Origin of the sequence: Ferrovibrio sp., assembly GCF_046297595.1 — a bacterium.
In the GTDB taxonomy this organism is placed as follows: domain Bacteria; phylum Pseudomonadota; class Alphaproteobacteria; order Ferrovibrionales; family Ferrovibrionaceae; genus Ferrovibrio.
Window position 1 is genome coordinate 194,096 of the sequence record NZ_JBKBHT010000004.1, and the last position, 18,330, is coordinate 212,425.

An 18,330-nucleotide genomic window follows, 5' to 3' on the forward strand; every position below is an offset into this window, starting at 1 on the left:
CTCTTGTTGCAGGCGCGAAGGCTTCGTAGGATCGCCACATGATACCTGCTGAGCGGCGCGCTGAAGTGCGGATTTTATATGGCGATCCCGCTCTGGGTACGCGCCGGCTGTACCGTCAGGCCCTGATGAGTGCCGGCTATACGCATCTTCGTGAATTCGAAAGCCTGGAAGGTTTCTCCGATCTTCTGCACGTGGCGCAGCCGGATCTGGTTTTCATGGCAGCCGAGATGCCAGGCGGGGATGCGATTACCCTGACCAGCGAACTGCGTCACGGTCAATTGGGCGTGAACCCCTACCTGCCGGTGATCCTCACCGTATGGGAGCCGCCTCAGTCTCTGGTGCGCCGGATCATCGATGCCGGCGCTGATGACCTGCTGGTCAAGCCGCTTTCCACGCGGGCCCTGTTGGACCGCGTGGAAGCCGTCGGTCTGAACCGCAAGCCCTTTGTGGTGACGTCGGACTATATCGGGCCCGATCGCCGCCGCAGCGATGCGCGCGGTGGCGGTTCGGTTCAGCACATCCATGTGCCCAATCCGATGCGGGCAAAACTGACCGGCGAGACGATTGATCCGCACAGCCTGCGGCACGAGATCATGGTGGCGAACGAGGAGATCAACCGCCAGCGCCTGCGCGCCTCGGCTTTCCGCATTGCCTTCGTCGCCGAGCAGATCGTTCCGGTCTATCAATCCGGCCTGTCGCCGGATGACGGTACGCTGGCCATGCTGAGCGATCTGATCAGTTCAACCGAAGACATCCAGCGCCGCGTGGCCAATACAGAATTTGCCCATGTGGGCCAGATTTGCGACCGTCTGCTGCAGGCGGCCCGACAGATCGCCGAGCAGGGCGTCAGCTTTGTCTATGGTCCGGATTGGCAGAAGCAGTTGGACCTGCTGAAAACGCTGGGCGAGGCCGTGCTGGCCTTTTTCAACCCCGACCGCGATGCATCGGCTTTGGCCGGCGAGGTGGCCGAAGCGATCGATCGCTTCCGCGCTCGCAAGGCGGCGCAGAGTGCCGGCCAGATTCCGGCCTAGGCCGCTCAGCGCAGCATTTCGTCCGGGCGCAGCACGAACCCTGCCATCAGCCGGTCGACCGGCGCGAAATCGTCGGTCAGGACCGGTACATCGGCCGCTGCGATGCGGGCATCGAGATCGTCTTGCGGCCAGCGCAGCCAGGTGCGGCGGAATGGCTCGGATGCACGCAGCGTTGCGGCTTCGCTCGGTTCCAGCAGACCCAGCACCACGAAAGTCACGCGCCCGCCGCGTCGGCGGCTTTCGTCGTCCAGCCAGACCTCCACAGCGGGAAAATCGCGCTGCATGGTTTTTACCAGCGCGAAGGTGAACCGCGGGCTCTCGCTCTGGTCGATCACGTTGATCGCGTAGGCACCGCCGGGCGCCAGGCGGCGCAGCAGCAACTGGTGGAATTCACGCGTCACCAGATGGGGCGGAATCGCGTAATCGTGGAAAGCGTCGCCCAGGATCAGGTCGAAACGCTGCTGCTCTGGAAGAATGTCCAGCGTGCGGCGCGCGTCGGCGTGGCGGATATCCAATGCTGGCGCAGCCGGATCGAGCCACATCGCTTTGGCGGCCATGGCTGTGACGGCCGGATCGATCTCGGCCACCGTCAGTTTCGCCTCAGGAAAGCGTGCGGCCCAGGCGCGTGGCAAAGTGAAGGCGCCGCCACCAATGAAATAGGCCTTCGGCGCGCGGCCCTGCAGCAGTCGTTCGGTACGCAACGCCACGAAATGCAGATAGGGGCTGTAGAGCAGGCCGGGATCGTCACGGTCGTTGATGCTGTGAGCCAGATGGTCCAGCACCATGGCGGCAGAGGCGCGGCCGCTCTGGGGGGCGAAATCGACTATGCGGATGCAGTAGTAATCGCTTTCCCGTTCGCATGGCGCGGCGAAGCCGGGCATCTGTGCCAAGCCGAAACCGCCGGCGAGAACCAGCGCGGCAAGGGGCAGGGCGATCTTGGTCTTCGTGCCAACCCAGAACAGGATGGCAAAGACCAGATACAGCGCCGCCACGGCCAGCAATGTGCCGGTCGACCCGATCCAGGAAATGAACAGATAACCCGCGCTGAGTGTACCCAGGATGCTGCCCGCCGCGCCAAGGGCGAACATGCGGCCGATGATTGGGCCCTGGCGGTCTGGGGCATCGTCGATGGCCAGTTTGGTCAACACCGGCGAAACGATGCCGACGAACAGGCTGGGCAACAGGAAGACACCGCCGGCGAGCAGGGTGATGAGCAGCAATGGCGAAGTATTCCCGCCCAGCAGCGCGGCTAGGCCTTTCAGCAGCGGCGCCGCGCCGCCGGCGGTCAGGCCCGAGAGCAGCAGGGCCAGCGCAATGCCGCGCAGGGCGGTCTGGTGCGCCACCTGCGGCGCCGCCAGCCGGCCGCCGATCCAGTGGCCGACCGACAGGCCGGCCAGCACCACGGCGATCACGGCGGTCCAGGTATACAGGGACATGCCGACATAAGGCGCGAGCATGCGCCCGGCCACGATCTCGACGACCAGGGCGGCGGCGGAAGTCAGGAATAAGGTAAGGCCGTAGGCGGCCTGTCGCGTCAGGGTCACGCTGTCAGTCTAGTTGATCGGCGTGCCCGCGGCGATGGCCTTGGCCAGCTCGGCTTCATGCTGGCGTGCGTAAGCCGGAAATTCGCCCTTCTCATAGGCCTTCTCGGCCACGAAGCGGAACATGGCCAGAAAGGCCGGCGGCGGCAGCAGGCCGCGCATGCGGGCTGAAGCCGCATCCTTCACCGAGGTGCTGCCCGGCGCGGGCGGCAGGAAAAACAGCGTGGGCGCGGTGGTCACCGCCCATTTACGGGCCATGTCCTTCTCGGGCAAGGCCTTGCCGTCCAGATCGGTGATCTCGCGGCCACCGAACAGGTTGACCTGGATCATCTCGAAATGTTTGCGGATGTAACCGCTGATCACCGGACTGGCCAGGTGCTTTTCGTGCATCTCGGCGCAATAGATGCAACCGCGCTGCTCAAAGCTCAGCACAACGCGTTTGCCCTTGGCGGCGGCGTCCTCGATATCCTGCTTCAGGTCGAGGAAGCTCTCCAGCCACCAATCCTGCACATGCAGGCCGTCGTCGTTCAGTCTGGCCGCGCGCGCCAGAGCGGGCATAAGGATGCCGGCAGCTATGGTTGAGCGGAGCAGGGTGCGGCGCGACAGCATGGCGGGCCTCCGGGTCACGGGCGCAGATGGATCCAGCCGCGCAGGCTGCGCTCAACGATTTCGGGCAGGCCATTGGGCACCACCGTCACATCGGGCAGCAGGTCGGCTTCGGTCTTTTTCATGGTATCCAATGTAGCTCCGCAGGCGAGGAATTCGACCTCCAGGTCCTGCAGGGCGGCAATGCGCGGTGCCGCCGGGCTCTGGCCTTTCAGCACGGCAACCAGGCCGGGTCCATAGGCGACCACGGCCAGCTTCACCTGGCTGGCATCGTAATATTTCTGGATATTGACGATGTTGCTGATCACGGCATTGATCCGTTTCGGATCGTCCTCCGCCAGGCTGATGACGATCTTGCGTGGATTGTCGATGCTGGGCTGTGGATCGGCGAACTTCTGTGCCTGCGCCAAAGCTGCACCCGGCAGCAGGGCCAGCGCCGCCAGCAGCAGGCTGCGCCGCCGCACCGCTCGGCGCATGCTCAGTCGCCTGTTTTCTGCGTCGGCGTCACGCCCAGACGCGCGGCCAGGTCGCTGGTGATCTTCGGCGGGTCCTTGCGGCAGTTGGTCATGCATGTATCTGGCTTCACGTCTGGTCTCGGATCGCCGCCGGCGATGAAGCCGTCACGGTTGGGCAGTTTCACCTGGCGCAGGCCGGCCGCATCGAGTTCCTTATCGGCGGGCCACAGGTCGGCCTGGTTCAGCAGCCAGGCCACGATGGAATAGACTTCATCCGGCGACAAGCTCTGCGGTGCGCCAAACGGCATGGCGCGGCGGATATAATCGAACAGTCCGGGGCCATGCGGCCAATAGCTGTCGATGGTCTTGCGCGGGTCTTCCGATGTCAGCGTGCCCTTGCCGCCGATCAGCTCAGGATAGCGCCCGGCTCCCTCGCCGAATTCACCGTGGCATGCGGCGCATTGCGCCATATACAGCTCCTCGCCGGCAGCCACGCCGCCCTTGCCGGGCGGCAGGTTGGCGCCGTCGGGTCCGCGCACGTCGATATCCCAGCCGGCAATCTGTTCCTTCGTGGCAGGTTTGCCGAAGCCGAAGGGTTTGGCCGGCGCCTTGTCCTGGGCCAGGACGGGGAAGGCGAGCCCGCAGATCAGGGCGAAGGAGACCAGCTTAAGCGACTTGGACATTCTGCACCTCGCCGGTCGGCAGCACGCGCCAGGTATGGATCGAATTCTTGTGATAGATCGAGTTCAGGCCACGCACCTTGCGCAGGGCCTCGATGGTCGGCTGTACATAGCCGCTTTCATCGGTGGCGCGGCTTTGCAGCAGCATCGGTCGCCCATCCCATTGCAGCGGCAGCCGGAAGCGCGTCAGGCTCTTGGAGAAAACCGGCGACTGCAGCTCGGCGGTCCTCCAGTTGATGCCGCCATCGATGCTGATATCCACCTTCTTGATCTTGCCGTAACCCGACCAGGCGATGCCGCGGATTTCGTAGAAGCCCTTACCGAACTTCATCGGCTTTTCCGGGCAGGGTGAGGTGATCACCGAATTGGCTTCCTGCACGAAGGTGAACTGCCGCGCTTTGCCGTCCGGCATCAGGTCGGTGTATTTCGAGGTTTCCTCGCGATGATGCCAGGGCTGGTCGCCTACCTTGATGCGACGCAGCCATTTGATATTGACGTTGCCTTCCCAACCCGGCACCAGCAGCCGCAGCGGATAGCCGTTTTCCGGCCGGATGCGCTCGCCGTTCTGCGAATAGGCCACGATGATGTCGTCCATCGCCTTGTCGAGCGGGATGCTGCGGGTCATGGCCGAGGCGTCGGCGCCTTCGGCCAGCAGCCATTTAGCCGCCTTCTGCACACCCACCTCGGCCAGCAGGGTGGAGAGCTTCACCCCCGTCCATTCGCAGCAATGCACCATGCCGTGGCTGAACTGAACGCCGGCCATCTGCGCACCCTTCCACTCCATGCCGCCATTGGCCGGGCATTCCAGGAAGTGGATGCGGCTGACGGACGGGAACCGCATCAGCTCGTCCATGGTGAAGATCAGCGGCCGGTCGACCAGGCCATGGATCATCAGGCGATGCTGCTCCGGATCGATTTCCGGCACACCGCCATGGTGGCGCTCGAAGCACAGGCCGCTGGGCGTGATGATGCCATCCAGTTCATGGATTGGCGTGAAGTTGATCGAGGATTCTTCCGTCGCCGTCAGCCAGCCGACATTGCGGCGGATCACATTCTTTTCAAACGGCGAGGGTGAACCATAGGGATTGGCGGTAACGCCCGAACCCAGGGTCTTCATCCATTCCGGCACGTTCGGCGGCAGGTTGTCGTCGCCGGCGGCCATCGCCTCGCCCACGCCAGCCCCAGCCAGCAGGGTCAAACCGCCGGCGGCCGCGGATTTCTTCAGGAAGCTGCGTCTCGAAGGCTTGTCTTTCGTCTCGGTCATTATCGTTTCCTCCTCCGGGGTCGGTTCAGCCAGCGATGCCACGCTGGTCGGCGCCGACGACTTTCACGCTGCGGTTTTCTTCGATCTTCACCGTCTTTTGCGTGGCGAGATATTTGCCGACTAGATCATAGATCGGCGGACCTTCGGTACCCTCGTTGATCGAAGCCCAGCCAGCCACGGTGTAGGATTTGGCGGGATCGATCGGCTGGCCGGTGCGCAGCAGGGTCATGTTCGAGATACGCTGGCCGATCGGCTTGGCCACGTCGATGGTGTAGGCCATGCCGCCGACGCGCACCATGTCGCCGCCCTGCTGGTAATAGGGATCGGGGTTGAACAGGTTGTCGGCCACATCCTCCAGCACGGTCTTGATGAATTCGCCGGTCATCTGGTTGCGATAGACGTTGGGGTAGGTGATCGCGGTCTGCGAATAGAGGATGTCGCCGGTGATGTCCTGACCGGGCAGCAGCGTCGCGCCCCAGCGGAAACCGGGTGAGAGCGCGATTTCCGCATCGCGCTCGGCCAGCATCGCCTGGCAGATCAGGTCGTCGAAGGTGCCGTTGAAGTTGCCGCGACGATACAGCAGCGAGTCGGCGCGGCCATGCACCTTGTCGAGCACCGCCTTGTGCGGCGCGCGGATATCGTCCACCAGTTTCGCCATCGTCGGATCGGGCGTGATGACATCCGAGAACACCGGGATCAGACGGAAACGGTAATCCGTGATGCGTTTATCCTTCACCTGCAGGTCAAGGCGGGCCAGAAACTTGCCGTGGCTGCCCGGCGCGATCAGCAGCGTGTTGCCCACCTTCACCGGTGCCGGAATGGCATCATGGGTATGGCCGGTGAGGATGACGTCGATCCCCTTCACGCGGGCGGCCAGCTTGCGGTCGACGTCGAAGCCGTTATGGCTCAGCAGCACGACGAGATCGGCGCCCTGGGCGCGCGCGGTCTCCACATGCTCCTGCACTTTCTCTTCTTCGATACCGAACGACCATTCCGGGATCATGTAACGCGGATTGGCGATCGGCGTGTAGGGGAAGGCCTGGCCGATCACGGCAATCTTGATGCCGCCGCGCTCGAACATCTTGATCGCGTCGAATACGGCGTCGCCGAAACTGTTGTCCTTCACATTCCCGCACAGGAACGGGATTTTCATTCCCTCGGCCAGTTCCTTCACCCGTTCGGCACCGTAGGTGAATTCCCAGTGCGCCGTCATGGCATCGACGCCCAGGGCCTCCATCACTTTCACCATGTCGGCGCCCTTGGTCGCCAGCGAGGTATAGCTGCCCTGCCAGGTGTCGCCGCCATCCAGCAGCAGCGTATTGTTCGGTCGTTCGGCGCGGATCGCCTTCACCAGCGTGGCCAGATGCGCCATGCCGCCCAGCTTGCCGTAGTCTTTCGCCAGCTGCACGAAATCGGGATAGGCGAGCGCATGGGCTTCCGGCGTACCGGCCTTGATGCCGTATTGCTTCAGCAGGTGCTGGCCCACCAGGTGCGGCGGCAGGCCAAGCGCCTCACCGACGCCGATATTGACGCTGGGTTCGCGGAAATGCAGCGGCACGATCTGGGCGTGGATGTCGGTAAAATGCAGTAGCGTGACCTGGCCCAGCGGCTGGAACCGCAGCAGTTCGGCCTGGGTAATCTTCTGCGTAGCTGCGGCGGCACCCATCCGAACTCCGCCGCCAAGCAGGACGGCAGCGGCAGCGGAGGCCTGGAGAATATCGCGACGACTCAGCATGGGGCGCTCGTTTCCTGTTTAAATCCCTGCATTTTCAGCAGTTTTTTTATGTACAAAATACGCAAACGGCCACTCCAAAAAACGGAGTGGCCGTGGTTCAGCGGCGAACGCTCGGCGCTTCGGACTTCAGCCCGTTGCCGCGCCAGGCGACGTAGAGTTCAAGATTCGTGTACTCGTCGGAACCGCGCGGATAAGGCTCGGCCCTGACTTCCTGGTTGCAGCCTTCGAAGCGGCGATGCAGCGAACCGAAAGACTGCCATTTCAGGCGATAGGTCGGATAGCCGTTCGACTGGCCCTGGCTCAGGTTCTCCACGCCGATATTCATGCCGGCATTGTTCTCGTGGCACTGGGCGCAGGCGATATCCATCTGGCCCCGGCGTGTATAGTAGAACTTCTTGCCTTCCTCGAAGAAGGGGGCGGCAGGACCGTCCACCTTCACGTTGATTGGCATGCCACGCGACTGGTATTCGACATAGGCGGTCAGGCCGAGCAGGGGCTTGGACTCCCACTTCAGTTCCGGCGCCTTCATGTTCTCGGTGCGGCAGAGATTGATACGGTGTTCGATGTTGGCCAGCTTGCCGCGCTTGGGTTCGAATTTCGGATAGGCTACGGCGACGCCCTTCATGCTTTTCGCCGCATCCTGGTGGCAGGAGGCGCAGGACTTGCCGGCGGCGCCTTCCACCTTGCTCCATTCTGCTTCGCCATCCTGCACGGCCAGCATGCCCGGGTTCTCGAACTCGTCATCCTGCATCGCCTGGGTTTCCGGCGAGGCGAAGACATAACCCGACATTTTTTCGCCAACCATGAAATCCTTGTATTTCGGATTGGCGCGATATTGGGCCAGCGGATCGCCACTATCGGCGGTGGCAGCTGATTTCGACTTGTCGCCGTCGCAGGCAGACAGGCCACCGACCAGGAGCAGCGAGGCGGCAGCGGTGAGCAGGGAGCGGCGCAGGCGGGGCATCTGCGCCACCTCAGGACACGGTGATGGCTTGCGTCGCCTTGTAGACGCTGCCGTCATCGTCGGTCCAGGCGAAATCCAGGTTGCCGCTCGTAGTGCATTTCACGAAGAACGACAGATACGGGTTCGCCGAAATTGCGGGCTCCAGCTTGGCCTCGAAAATCTGCTTGCCGTTATAGGCGACGGTCATCTTGTTGATGATCTTGCGCGGGATGATCTTGCCCTGCGAGTCCTTGCGCTGTCCCGATTCCATCGGATGCGAGATCAGGGTCTTGATCTCGATCACTTCATCCTTTTTCGCCGTCTGCGGGACGCGGATGCGCGGCTTGATGTCTGCGGCCATGGTTCGATCCTTTCCTGTGTCTGTGTGCCTGGATGCCGCTGCTTCAGCCGCCGCAGCCGCCGATGGTGACCTTGACCTCGCGGGCCGCGGTCCAGGCGCTGCCGTCGCTCATCAGGGCGACGGCGATCACATTCTGCGTTTCTGCCATGCGCATGCGGAACTGCACTTCCGCCTTGCCGTTGGCCGGGGTCAGCATGAAGCTGGCGACACCCGGCTGGGGGTTCTTGTCGGAAACCACGTGGATTTCCTTCACGTAGTCCTTGTCGGTCATCGGGCTGTCCACCGCGATGGTGACCGGAACGGTGTTGCCGTTCTCGGCGATTTCCTGGGTCTTGATCTGCACCTTGCCGGCTTTCGGCGCGGCCTTGACCAGCTCGCCCAGCAATTTCTTGGCGCTTTCCGGCGTCGCTTCGGCGCTCAGGGGCACGAGCGTGATCGCCACGGTGCCCGCGCCCAATGCGGTGACGGCCTGGCGACGGCTCAGGCCGCGACGGGGCAGGGCTTCAGAGGATGCAGTCATATCGGATACTCCTGTTCCAGATCCGGGGGCGTTACTTGAGGGCGGAGAGATAGGCGACCAGGTCTTCCACCTGCTCGGCGGTCAGCATCGGTTTGCCCTGGGCTTTCTTGTCCACGCGGTTGAGCCCGGTCACGCGGTAATAGGCCGGCATGATCGTCTCTTCATTCAGCAGTTTGGGATTCACGATGCGCATGCGGATTTCGGCAGCCGTCAGCCGGCCGCCCACCTCAGTCAGGTCGGGACCGACATTGCCGATGCGGAAGGCAACTTCGGGAATGGGCAGTTTGTGGCAGATCACGCAATTGCCCTGGCCACTGGTGATGGCCAATTGCCGACCCTTGGCAGGATCGCCCGGCTTGCCGGTCAGGGATTTTTCAATGGCGTAATCCTTGACCGTATAGGGGGTCAGGTTGGCGTCGCGGATGTCCTGGGCCGGAGCGGGCGCGGCCAGCAGCATGATTGCTGACCCGGCGATGATGCCGGCAGAAAGGCGAATATCGGCAAGGCGCGTGTGGCGCATTGTTCCTCCCAATGTCTCTGCCGGTCTTTGGCCGGTCAGGTCAGCTTCTGAGCTGCGTGTTGTTGTGTCCATAGCAAACTCTTTTCACACATGGCAAGTGGTATTCCGTGGCGGTAAATTTAACCGCAGTTTCCCGGCGATTTTCCCTCTTTCTGCGATTCCACCAAAAGGGCCTCTACCTTGGGATAGAAGAAATCAGCGCCGGGATACCCAATGAGTCGGCCCGACTCGTGCCCACACAGCATCAGCACGAAGGTTGGTGTGTAGCGGATTCCAAGCCTCGGCAGATCGGCCGGCCAGGGTCCATCCAGGTCGACCCGGCGTAGAGGGGCAAGGTGGCCTTCCGCGGATTTGTCGTAACCGGGGCCGATGTCCCGGTGCCAGGCCCGGCACCAGGCGCAATCCGCGCGCTCGAACATGATCAGTTCCATGGTCTGGGCACGCGGCGAGGCGGCGGCGGCCAAGGCAATCATAATAACACAAATGAATTGTGTAACGCGGATAAATATCATACTCTGACGTTATTTCAGGCTCCGCATGCGATCAATAGCCGGGCCGGCCAAAGGGGAGAGAAACAGATGTCGCTTCGTCACAGTCTTGCATTCAGTCTGGCCGTGATTCTGCCGCTCGTTGGTTTCACCGCAGTACAGGCCGAGCCGGTGCGTCTGGTCCATGAAGGGCGTGGTCTCGATGGCGAACTGAAGCTGGCTGCCGGCAAGGCGCCGCGGGACGGCATCATGGTCCTGGTGCACGGTACGCTGGCGCATAATCGCATGGAGATCATGCAGTCCCTGCAGGAAACGCTGGCCGAACGCGGGTTATCCACCGTCGCTGTGACGTTGTCGCTCGGCGTCTCGGATCGCAAGGGCATGTATGATTGCGCAGTACCCCATCGTCACAGCAATACGCAGGCCATTGCCGAAATCGCAGCCTGGATCGACTGGGCCGGCAAGGCGGGCGCAGGCAGGATCGGCCTGCTGGGCCATTCGCGGGGCGGCGCGCAGGTGGCGTATTACGCGGCGCAGAAAGGCGAGGCCCTGCCGCCGGCCTTGCAGAAGATCGTGCTGGTGGCGCCCACCACCTTCGACCGCGCCGCGGCGCCGGCGGAGTACAAGGCGCGCTTTGGCGGCGACTTCAACGCCGTGATCGCAAAGGCGGAAGCGTTGCAGGCGGCAGGGAAGGGCGATGAGCTGCTGACCGGTACCGATTTCATGTACTGTCAGAAAACCAGCGTCGCGACGGCAACTTTCCTTGATTACCACAACGGCGACGGCCGCAACGATGCACCCAGCTTGCTGCCGCGTATCCGCCGCCCGGTATTGCTGGCGATTGCCGGCGGCGACGAGGTGGTGAAGGATCTGCCGCAGAAACTGCGGGCGGTTTCGGGGGCAGAAAAAATCCGCACCATCACGGTGGATGGTGCGGATCATTTTTTCCAGGATCTCTACGGCGAGGATCTCGCCGATGCGATTGCCAAGTTCTGGGCCGAGTAAGGCTAATTGCCGTTTATCATGGCCTCCAGCCCGGTCGCATCGATCACCTGGTATCCACCGTCCCAGATCATGCGCAAGGCGACATAACCGATGATGAGCAGGCCGATATAGGCGATCCAGTGATAGCGGTCGAGCAGGCGGGCGATAAATTTCGACGCCACCGCCATCAACGCGATCGACAACACAAGGCCGAAGCCGAGGATATAGGGATGCTCGCGGGCGGCGCCGGCCACGGCCAGAACATTGTCCAACGACATTGAGAGGTCGGCAATGATGATCTGTGTAACCGCCTCGCGCTGGGACTTGGGCGCCGGTTTGCCGGTATCGCCATCATGGCCGCCTTCGCCTTTGGCCTGCGCACGCAATTCGCGCCACATCTTCCAGGCCACCCACAATAGCAGGATGCCGCCAGCGAGCGTCAGGCCGATGATCTGCAGCAATTGTACCGCGATGCCGGCAAACAGTATGCGCAGCACCGTAGCGGCCAGGATGCCATAGACGATGATCTTGTTGCGTTGCTGCGGCGGCAGGCCGGCAACGGCCAGGCCGATAACGATGGCATTGTCACCCGACAGGATGACGTCGATCATGATCACCTGCAGGAATGCGCTGATATGGGATGCGGTGATCGTGTAGCCGAGCAGGGTAATGTCCATCGGACTGCCTTGGTTTTGTGCGACTCGATTTGTAGGCCTGGGAGGCGGAAAGCTGCCGCACTTTAGGGTAAAGCGCCTAAACGCTCAAATGCCGCCCCTGTTTCCGGTGCTTGCCCGTGAAATATAGATGTCGGCAGGCAGCGCGGCTTGGCGCGGGCGGTGTGCTTTGTTACCTATGTCGACCCGCATTCGCCAGACTGCAGACATGACCGATAACGTCGCGCTGTTCACTCTTGTTCCCGGCCGCACGTCGCTGCTGATCGATGTGCCTCATGCCGGTCTGGGCCTGAGCCCCGGCCTGTCCGGCCGCCTGACCGACTCTGCCTTGGGTCTGGCCGATACCGACTGGCATGTCGAGAAGCTCTATGGCTTTGCCGCCGAACTGGGTGCCGGCCTGATGGTGGCGACCCATTCGCGCTATGTGGTCGATCTCAACCGCGACCCACAGGGCCGCGCACTGTATCCCGGCGCCGACAATACCGAACTCTGCCCGACCCGTGGCTTTGACGGCGCGCCGCTCTACCGCGAGGGCGCCGAGCCCGACGCGGCGGAAGTGGCGGCTCGTGCCGTTGCCTACTGGCATCCCTATCACCAGCGACTCGAAGCCGAATTGCAGTCCATCCGTGCCCGCCATGGTTATGCCATCCTCTTGGATGGCCACAGCATCGCCGCCGAGGTGCCGCGCTTCTTCGCCGGCCGGCTGCCCGATCTCAATCTCGGCACCAATGACGGCGCCAGCTGCGATCCCGACCTTGCTGCCCGGGCCTATGCTATACTCAGCGCGGCCGAGGGCTTCAGCCATGTGCATAACGGCAGGTTCAAGGGCGGGTTCATCACCCGCCATTACGGTCGTCCGGCCGAAGGTCTGCATGCCCTGCAGCTGGAGATCGCGCGCGATTGCTACATGGACGAGGCGCGGCTTGACCATTGGGATCCTGCCCGCGCCGCGCCGCTGGTCGCCGTGCTGCGGCGGTTGGTGGAGAACCTGTCGCAGTGGCGGCCGGCTGACCATCGCTGAACGGCCATGGCGGTGAAAGGCGGATCATGAGCGAGCCACCGAATGCAGGCCGAAATACTCCTCCATCTGCCTCCAAAGGCAACGGGGGCCGCTTCCCTGCCACCCGCTGGCTGGCGCTTTTCCTTATGCTGGGCCTGCCCCAGGCGGCCATCGTGTTCCTTGCCTGGGTGGGCGGTGCGCTGACCGACGCCTCGGCCTGGCTGATGGCCGCCGCTCTGCTGGCTGTCTCGGCATTGTTCGCTGGCTGGCATACGCGTGCCGCCTGGCGTGTGTTGCGTCGCACCGACGAGATCCTTGGTGGCGAACCGCGCAAGAGCGGCGAATGGGACGCGCTCACCATGATCGGCGAACTCGGTGCTACGGTGGAGCGGCTGCGCCAGACCCTGCTGGACGAGCAGGGGCAGGTGGCGCTGCACAGCACCACCTCGGATGCCATTCTTAATGCGCTGCCCGATCCGGTGCTGTTGCTGGATGGTGGCCGTAACATCGCCCGTGCCAATTTCGCCGCCCGCAAATTCTTCGGCAACGATATCATCGGCAACGATCTGGCGGTGGCCATGCGGCATCCGGCCGTGCTGGATGCCGCCGATACCGTCCTGCGCGGCGAGACGGGCATGGCCTCGGCCGACCTGACCCTGCCGGTGCCCGATGGCCGCAGTTTCAGCCTGCGCGTGGTGGCCCTGCCCGCCAGCCGCGAGGGCTCGGCCGCGGTGCTGGCGCTGCATGACCTGACTGCGCTGCGCAAGGCCGAGAAGATGCGCGCTGATTTCGTGGCCAATGCCAGCCATGAACTGCGCACGCCGCTCGCCTCGCTGGTCGGTTTCATCGAAACACTGCTGGGCCCGGCCCGTGACGACGAGGCGGCGCGCATCCGCTTCCTCGGCATCATGCGCGACCAGGCCGCGCGCATGTCGCGGCTGATCCAGGACCTGCTGTCGCTGTCGCAGATCGAGATGCGCGAACATGACCGCCCGTCGGAGAGCATCGCGCTGGCGCCGCTGCTGCGCGATGTCGCCGCCGCGCTGGAGCCGCAGGCCAAGGCCAAGAACATGCCGATCCGGCTCGATCTGGATGAAAGCCTGCCGCCGGTGCGCGGTGCGCGCGACGAACTGATGCAGGTTTTCCAGAACCTGATCGACAACGCGATCAAATACGGCCGGCCGGAAACTGCCGTCGAGGTCACCCTGCTGCCGATGGACGGCGAGTGGCTGGAAGTGGGGGTGCGCGACCATGGCGAGGGCATTCCGCGCGAGCACCTGCCGCGGCTGACCGAACGATTCTATCGGGTCGACTCGGCCCGCAGCCGCGACCTGGGCGGCACCGGTCTGGGCCTGGCGATCGTGAAGCACATCATCAATCGCCACCGGGGGCGGCTTGTCATTGAATCCGAGCAGGGCAAAGGCAGCAAGTTCGCTATAAGGCTGCCATTTGTTCGTATTTAGAACCCGACAAGCGCTAGCGCGGTCTAGCGCTGTCATATGATTGCAACACAAATGCAATAACCATGTCACCCGGTCGGCATAGGTCTTCCGCCGACCGGACGAGGTGGGCGGGGCGTCCCGATTGATGACCCCCTTCGTCCCTGCCGGTTGATCCCGGGCGCTGTTGGCGCCCTTGGCAAACACGAGAGGGAAACCGTGACCAAGAAAGCTCTTCTCCTTGCGGGTCTGGCGGCGATGGCGTCGCTGGCGCTCGCCGAACCGGCCGCTGCCCAGCAGGCCCGCGACCAGATCCGTATCGTCGGCTCCTCGACGGTCTATCCGTTCACCACCACCGTTGCCGAACGTTTCTCCCAGACGGGCAGCTTCAAGGCGCCGATCGTGGAAAGCACCGGCACGGGCGGCGGCATGAAGCTGTTCTGCGGCGGCGTCGGCACCCAGCATCCCGACCTGACCAACGCCTCGCGCGCCATGACCAAGGCCGAGTTCGACACCTGCGCCGCCAACGGCGTGAAGGAAATCGTCGAGATGAAGGTTGGCTTCGACGGCATCGCCATCGCGCTGAAGAAGGGTTCCACCCCGGTGAACTTGAAGCGTGAGGAAATCTGGCTGGCCCTGGCCGCCCAGGTGCCGCAGGGCGGCAAGCTGGTACCGAATCCCTACAAGACCTGGAAGCAGATCAACGCCAGCCTGCCGGACTGGAAGATCGAAGTGATGGGCCCGCCCCCGACCTCGGGCACCCGTGACAGCTTCGTCGAACTGGTTATGGATCACGGCTGCAAGGCCTTCCCGGAGATCAAGGCGATCACCGACAAGAAGGCCATGGGCGCCGCCTGCGCCAAGATCCGCGAGGATGGCGCCTTCATCGAGGCCGGCGAGAACGACAACCTGATCGTGCAGCGTCTGGCCTCGGGTCAGACCGGCGTGATGGGCGTGTTCGGCTATTCCTTCCTGGAAGAGAACGCCGACAAGCTGATGGGTGCCAAGGTCGACGGCGTCGAGCCGGATTTCGACACCATCTCGAGCGGCAAGTATCCGGTGTCGCGTCCGCTCTTCGTCTATGCCAAGAAGGCCCATATCGGCGTCGTTCCGGGCATCAAGGAGTTCCTGGCCGAATACACCAGCGACCGTGCCATGGCGCAGGGCGGCTACCTTGAGAAGAAGGGCCTGGTTGCCATGCCGAAGGCGGAAATGGAAAAGGTCCGCTCGCAGGTGCTGAGCCTCACCAACCTGGCCATGTAAGCCAATCGCCGGCGGCCGGCCAGCCCGGCCGTCGGCACCTCTTTTGACTATGTGTTTTTTGATTAAGCGCGCATAACCGCCGGGGAAGACCGATGTCGCTGTCGCTGCTGTTAGTCGTCTTGCTCGGCCTGACTATCGCCGGCTATTTCCTCGGCAAGTCGCGCTCTCTCGCTCTCACCGGCGGCCAGGTCCGCGGGCTACATTCCCTGCCGATGTTCTACGGCTGGTATGTGGTGCTGTGGTGCGGTCTGCCCACATTGCTGCTGTTCGGGGCCTGGGTCGCTTTGGAAGACTCGGTGGTGCGCAGTCTGGTGGTGGCCGAACTGCCCGAGGCGATCCGCAGCCTGCCCGCCGACCGCCTCGGCCTCGTCATCACCGATATTCGCAATTTCGCCTACGGCAATATCCCGCTGGACAAGGCCGACCCGGCGATCCGCCCCGTGGTGGATCACTACATCTCCCTGCACCAGACCGGCAATGCCGCGCTCTGGGTCATCGTTCTCTGTCTCGGTATTGCGGGCATCCTGTTCGGACGCAGCCGCATCGCGCCGGATTTCCGTGCCCGCAACCGGGTGGAAAGCACCGCCAACGTCCTGCTGATCGTCAGTTCCACCATTGCCGTGATGACCACCATCGGCATCGTGTTGTCGCTGGTCTTCGAGGCGCTGCGTTTCTTCGCCGCGGTCAATCCGCTGGAATTCCTGTTCGGGCTGACCTGGTCGCCGCAGATGGCCATCCGGGCCGAGCAGGTCGGCTCGTCCGGCGCTTTCGGCGCCGTGCCGCTCTTCGCGGGCACCCTGCTGATCGCGGCCATCGCCATGATCGTGGCGGTGCCGGTCGGCCTGATGGCCGCCGTCTACATGGCGGAATATGCAGGCCCGAAGGTGCGGGCCTGGGCCAAGCCGGCGCTGGAAGTCCTGGCCGGCATTCCCACTGTGGTCTACGGCTTCTTCGCCGCGCTGACCGTGGCGCCCTTTATCCGTGCGGCCGGTGAAAGCATTGGTCTTGAAGTTGCCTCGCAGTCTGCCCTGGCTGCCGGCCTGGTGATGGGCATCATGATCATCCCGTTCGTCTCCTCGCTGTCGGACGACGTGATCAATGCCGTGCCGCAAAGCCTGCGCGACGGCTCCTATGGTCTGGGTGCAACCCACTCGGAAACCATCAAGCGGGTGATCCTGCCGGCCGCGCTGCCGGGCATCGCCGCCTCGGTCATTCTCGCTTTCAGCCGCGCGCTGGGCGAAACGATGATCGTGGTGATGGCCGCCGGTCTGGCGGCAAACCTGACGGCGAATCCCTTCGCGGCGGTAACCACCGTGACCGTCCATATCGCCTCGCTTCTGGTCGGCGACCAGGAATTCGACAGCCCGAAAACCCTGGCGGCCTTTGCGCTTGGTCTGGTGCTGTTCGTCGTCACCCTGGCGCTCAACATCGTTGCCCTGCGCATCGTCAAGAAATATCGGGAGCAATATGACTGATATCCTCATCGACAATATTGCCCCCGCCGCGCCGGCCCAGACGGCGGGCATCCATATGAGCGAAGCTGCGTCGCGGCGCCTGAAGGGGCGTTATGCCGCCGAACGGCGCTTCAGGCTGTGGGGCATCGCTGCGATTGTGTTTTCGCTGCTTTCCCCGGCGATACTGCTGTTCACCATCCTGAGCAGTGGCTTCACCGCTTTCCGCCAGACCCATGTCCGGCTGGAACTCGATCTGAAAGCCGAGCAGATCGCACCGGTCGGCACCACCGATCCCCGCCAGATCATGCAGGGCAATTACGGCACGATCATCCTGCAGGCGCTGCAGCAGCGCTTTCCTGAGGTGCAGAGCCGTGGCGAGCGCCGCCGGCTGCAGGCTTTGGTCAGTTCTGGCGCCGAGCCGCAGGTCGGCCGCATGGTGGTGGAAAACCCGGCCCTCATAGGTCAGAAGGTGGCCATGTGGTTGCCGACCTCCTCCGACATCGACATGTTCGTGAAAAAGCAGGTCGATACTGATGCGCCTGAGGATGAACGTCGGGTCAAGGACAACCAGGTCGGCTGGATCAACGCCCTGAAGGCCAGCGGCGACCTCGAATTGCAGTTCAATACCCGCTTCTTCACCGGCGCCGACAGCCGCGAGGCGGAGCTGGTCGGCATCTGGGGCGGCGTCGTCGGCTCCTTCTATACCCTGCTGGTGACGCTGCTGGTGGCATTCCCGCTTGGCATTATGGCGGCGATCTATCTTGAGGAATTCGCCCCCAAGAACCGTTGGACCGAGATGATCGAGGTCAACATCAACAATCTCGCCGCGGTGCCATCCATCGTCTTCGGCCTGCTTGGCCTGGCCGTCTTCATCGGTTTCTTCGGCATGCCGCGCTCCGCACCGATGGTCGGCGGCCTGGTGCTGGCGCTGATGAGCCTGCCGACCATAATCATTGCCGCCCGTGCGGCGTTACGCGCCGTGCCGCCATCCATTCGTCATGGCGCGCTGGCGCTGGGGGCCTCGCCGCTACAGGTGGTGCTGCATCATGTCCTGCCGCTTGGCATGCCAGGTATCCTGACCGGAACGATTATTGCCATGGCGCAGGCGCTGGGCGAGACCGCGCCGCTGCTGATGATCGGCATGGTGGCCTTCATCGTCGACATTCCGGCCACGCCGGTGGATGCGGCCACGGTTATGCCGGTGCAGATCTTCATGTGGGCGGATAGCGCCGAGCGCGGCTTCGTCGAGAAGACGTCGGCCGCCATCATAGTCCTGCTGCTCTTTTTGCTGGCGATGAACCTGATCGCCATCCTGCTCCGCAAGAAGTTTGAGCGGCGCTGGTAGAATCAATCGAAAATCTTGCCTCCCCAG

The 18,330-nt window shown here is 63.3% G+C and carries 18 protein-coding genes and 2 pseudogenes; 8 read left to right on the forward strand and 12 right to left on the reverse strand.

Going from position 1 to position 18,330, the window contains the following annotated elements:
- The first annotated feature begins 38 nt into the window (after positions 1 to 38).
- Positions 39 to 1,031 (forward strand): PleD family two-component system response regulator, encoded by a 993-nt coding sequence (locus ACK4FJ_RS12920; RefSeq protein ID WP_409767098.1) that lies wholly within the window; start codon positions 39 to 41, stop codon positions 1,029 to 1,031.
- A gap of 5 nt (positions 1,032 to 1,036) precedes the next feature.
- On the opposite strand, the gene ACK4FJ_RS12925 is transcribed toward ACK4FJ_RS12920, so the two are convergent.
- From ACK4FJ_RS12925 to ACK4FJ_RS12975, 11 genes are all read right to left on the reverse strand, one after another.
- A complete protein-coding gene (locus ACK4FJ_RS12925) occupies positions 1,037 to 2,575 on the reverse strand; it encodes a fused MFS/spermidine synthase (RefSeq protein ID WP_409767099.1) in 1,539 nt (512 codons plus the stop codon).
- Positions 2,576 to 2,584: 9 nt separating this feature from the next.
- Entirely contained in the window at positions 2,585 to 3,181 is a 597-nt protein-coding gene (locus ACK4FJ_RS12930; protein ID WP_409767100.1) for a SoxW family protein, read from the reverse strand.
- Between the two features lie 14 nt (positions 3,182 to 3,195).
- Positions 3,196 to 3,654, reverse strand: coding sequence for a DsrE family protein (locus tag ACK4FJ_RS12935; protein WP_409767101.1), 459 nt, complete (start codon positions 3,652 to 3,654; stop codon positions 3,196 to 3,198).
- Between the two features lie 2 nt (positions 3,655 to 3,656).
- A complete protein-coding gene (locus ACK4FJ_RS12940) occupies positions 3,657 to 4,316 on the reverse strand; it encodes a c-type cytochrome (RefSeq protein WP_409767103.1) in 660 nt (219 codons plus the stop codon).
- Positions 4,300 to 5,577 (reverse strand): sulfite dehydrogenase, encoded by a 1,278-nt coding sequence (soxC, locus tag ACK4FJ_RS12945; RefSeq protein ID WP_409767104.1) that lies wholly within the window; start codon positions 5,575 to 5,577, stop codon positions 4,300 to 4,302. Before soxC ends, ACK4FJ_RS12940 begins: the two co-directional genes overlap by 17 nt.
- A 25-nt stretch (positions 5,578 to 5,602) precedes the next feature.
- Complete coding sequence (gene soxB / locus ACK4FJ_RS12950; protein WP_409767105.1) at positions 5,603 to 7,312, reverse strand: thiosulfohydrolase SoxB; 1,710 nt, start codon at positions 7,310 to 7,312, stop codon at positions 5,603 to 5,605.
- A gap of 97 nt (positions 7,313 to 7,409) precedes the next feature.
- A complete protein-coding gene (gene soxA, locus ACK4FJ_RS12955) occupies positions 7,410 to 8,276 on the reverse strand; it encodes a sulfur oxidation c-type cytochrome SoxA (RefSeq protein WP_409767106.1) in 867 nt (288 codons plus the stop codon).
- 10 nt (positions 8,277 to 8,286) lie between these two features.
- Positions 8,287 to 8,616 carry a thiosulfate oxidation carrier complex protein SoxZ gene (gene soxZ / locus ACK4FJ_RS12960; protein ID WP_409767107.1) on the reverse strand — a complete coding sequence of 110 codons (330 nt, stop codon included), beginning with the start codon at positions 8,614 to 8,616 and terminating at the stop codon, positions 8,287 to 8,289.
- A gap of 43 nt (positions 8,617 to 8,659) precedes the next feature.
- Entirely contained in the window at positions 8,660 to 9,136 is a 477-nt protein-coding gene (gene soxY / locus ACK4FJ_RS12965) for a thiosulfate oxidation carrier protein SoxY (RefSeq protein WP_409767108.1), read from the reverse strand.
- A 31-nt stretch (positions 9,137 to 9,167) separates the two neighbouring features.
- The gene (gene soxX, locus ACK4FJ_RS12970) at positions 9,168 to 9,656 is read right to left on the reverse strand and encodes a sulfur oxidation c-type cytochrome SoxX (protein ID WP_409767109.1); all 489 of its coding nucleotides are present in this window, start codon (positions 9,654 to 9,656) and stop codon (positions 9,168 to 9,170) included.
- Positions 9,657 to 9,775: 119 nt separating this feature from the next.
- Positions 9,776 to 10,120 (reverse strand): transcriptional regulator, encoded by a 345-nt coding sequence (locus ACK4FJ_RS12975; protein ID WP_409767110.1) that lies wholly within the window; start codon positions 10,118 to 10,120, stop codon positions 9,776 to 9,778.
- A gap of 114 nt (positions 10,121 to 10,234) precedes the next feature.
- On the opposite strand from ACK4FJ_RS12975, the gene ACK4FJ_RS12980 reads away from it, so the two are divergent.
- Positions 10,235 to 11,149, forward strand: a complete 915-nt coding sequence (locus ACK4FJ_RS12980) for an alpha/beta hydrolase (protein WP_409767111.1) — start codon at positions 10,235 to 10,237, stop codon at positions 11,147 to 11,149.
- Between the two features lie 2 nt (positions 11,150 to 11,151).
- Here ACK4FJ_RS12980 and ACK4FJ_RS12985 read toward each other — a convergent pair whose 3' ends face one another.
- Entirely contained in the window at positions 11,152 to 11,805 is a 654-nt protein-coding gene (locus ACK4FJ_RS12985; protein ID WP_409767112.1) for a TerC family protein, read from the reverse strand.
- Positions 11,806 to 12,010: 205 nt separating this feature from the next.
- Here ACK4FJ_RS12985 and hutG point away from each other — a divergent pair, with 205 nt between their 5' ends.
- From hutG to pstA, 6 genes and pseudogenes are all read left to right on the forward strand, one after another.
- Positions 12,011 to 12,823, forward strand: coding sequence for an N-formylglutamate deformylase (gene hutG, locus ACK4FJ_RS12990; protein ID WP_409767113.1), 813 nt, complete (start codon positions 12,011 to 12,013; stop codon positions 12,821 to 12,823).
- Positions 12,824 to 13,161: 338 nt separating this feature from the next.
- Positions 13,162 to 13,554, forward strand: a pseudogene (locus ACK4FJ_RS12995) (PAS domain-containing protein); the annotation flags it as partial.
- Positions 13,531 to 14,265: pseudogene (locus ACK4FJ_RS13000) on the forward strand (sensor histidine kinase); the annotation flags it as partial. The pseudogenes ACK4FJ_RS12995 and ACK4FJ_RS13000, both read left to right, overlap by 24 nt.
- A 195-nt stretch (positions 14,266 to 14,460) precedes the next feature.
- Positions 14,461 to 15,504, forward strand: coding sequence for a PstS family phosphate ABC transporter substrate-binding protein (locus tag ACK4FJ_RS13005; RefSeq protein WP_409767114.1), 1,044 nt, complete (start codon positions 14,461 to 14,463; stop codon positions 15,502 to 15,504).
- A gap of 92 nt (positions 15,505 to 15,596) precedes the next feature.
- Entirely contained in the window at positions 15,597 to 16,979 is a 1,383-nt protein-coding gene (pstC, locus tag ACK4FJ_RS13010) for a phosphate ABC transporter permease subunit PstC (RefSeq protein ID WP_409767115.1), read from the forward strand.
- Positions 16,972 to 18,303, forward strand: coding sequence for a phosphate ABC transporter permease PstA (gene pstA, locus ACK4FJ_RS13015; protein ID WP_409767116.1), 1,332 nt, complete (start codon positions 16,972 to 16,974; stop codon positions 18,301 to 18,303). The genes pstC and pstA overlap by 8 nt, the downstream gene beginning before the upstream one ends.
- Positions 18,304 to 18,330: the final 27 nt, after the last annotated feature.

Coding starts and splice junctions, on each gene's coding strand:
- ACK4FJ_RS12920 (WP_409767098.1), top strand. CDS start 39: ATGATACCTGCTGAGCGGCGCGCTGAAGTGCGGATTTTATATGGCGAT.
- ACK4FJ_RS12930 (WP_409767100.1), bottom strand. CDS start 3,181: ATGCTGTCGCGCCGCACCCTGCTCCGCTCAACCATAGCTGCCGGCATC.
- ACK4FJ_RS12935 (WP_409767101.1), bottom strand. CDS start 3,654: ATGCGCCGAGCGGTGCGGCGGCGCAGCCTGCTGCTGGCGGCGCTGGCC.
- ACK4FJ_RS12940 (WP_409767103.1), bottom strand. CDS start 4,316: ATGTCCAAGTCGCTTAAGCTGGTCTCCTTCGCCCTGATCTGCGGGCTC.
- soxC (WP_409767104.1), bottom strand. CDS start 5,577: ATGACCGAGACGAAAGACAAGCCTTCGAGACGCAGCTTCCTGAAGAAA.
- soxB (WP_409767105.1), bottom strand. CDS start 7,312: ATGCTGAGTCGTCGCGATATTCTCCAGGCCTCCGCTGCCGCTGCCGTC.
- soxA (WP_409767106.1), bottom strand. CDS start 8,276: ATGCCCCGCCTGCGCCGCTCCCTGCTCACCGCTGCCGCCTCGCTGCTC.
- soxZ (WP_409767107.1), bottom strand. CDS start 8,616: ATGGCCGCAGACATCAAGCCGCGCATCCGCGTCCCGCAGACGGCGAAA.
- soxY (WP_409767108.1), bottom strand. CDS start 9,136: ATGACTGCATCCTCTGAAGCCCTGCCCCGTCGCGGCCTGAGCCGTCGC.
- soxX (WP_409767109.1), bottom strand. CDS start 9,656: ATGCGCCACACGCGCCTTGCCGATATTCGCCTTTCTGCCGGCATCATC.
- ACK4FJ_RS12980 (WP_409767111.1), top strand. CDS start 10,235: ATGTCGCTTCGTCACAGTCTTGCATTCAGTCTGGCCGTGATTCTGCCG.
- ACK4FJ_RS12985 (WP_409767112.1), bottom strand. CDS start 11,805: ATGGACATTACCCTGCTCGGCTACACGATCACCGCATCCCATATCAGC.
- hutG (WP_409767113.1), top strand. CDS start 12,011: ATGACCGATAACGTCGCGCTGTTCACTCTTGTTCCCGGCCGCACGTCG.
- pstC (WP_409767115.1), top strand. CDS start 15,597: ATGTCGCTGTCGCTGCTGTTAGTCGTCTTGCTCGGCCTGACTATCGCC.
- pstA (WP_409767116.1), top strand. CDS start 16,972: ATGACTGATATCCTCATCGACAATATTGCCCCCGCCGCGCCGGCCCAG.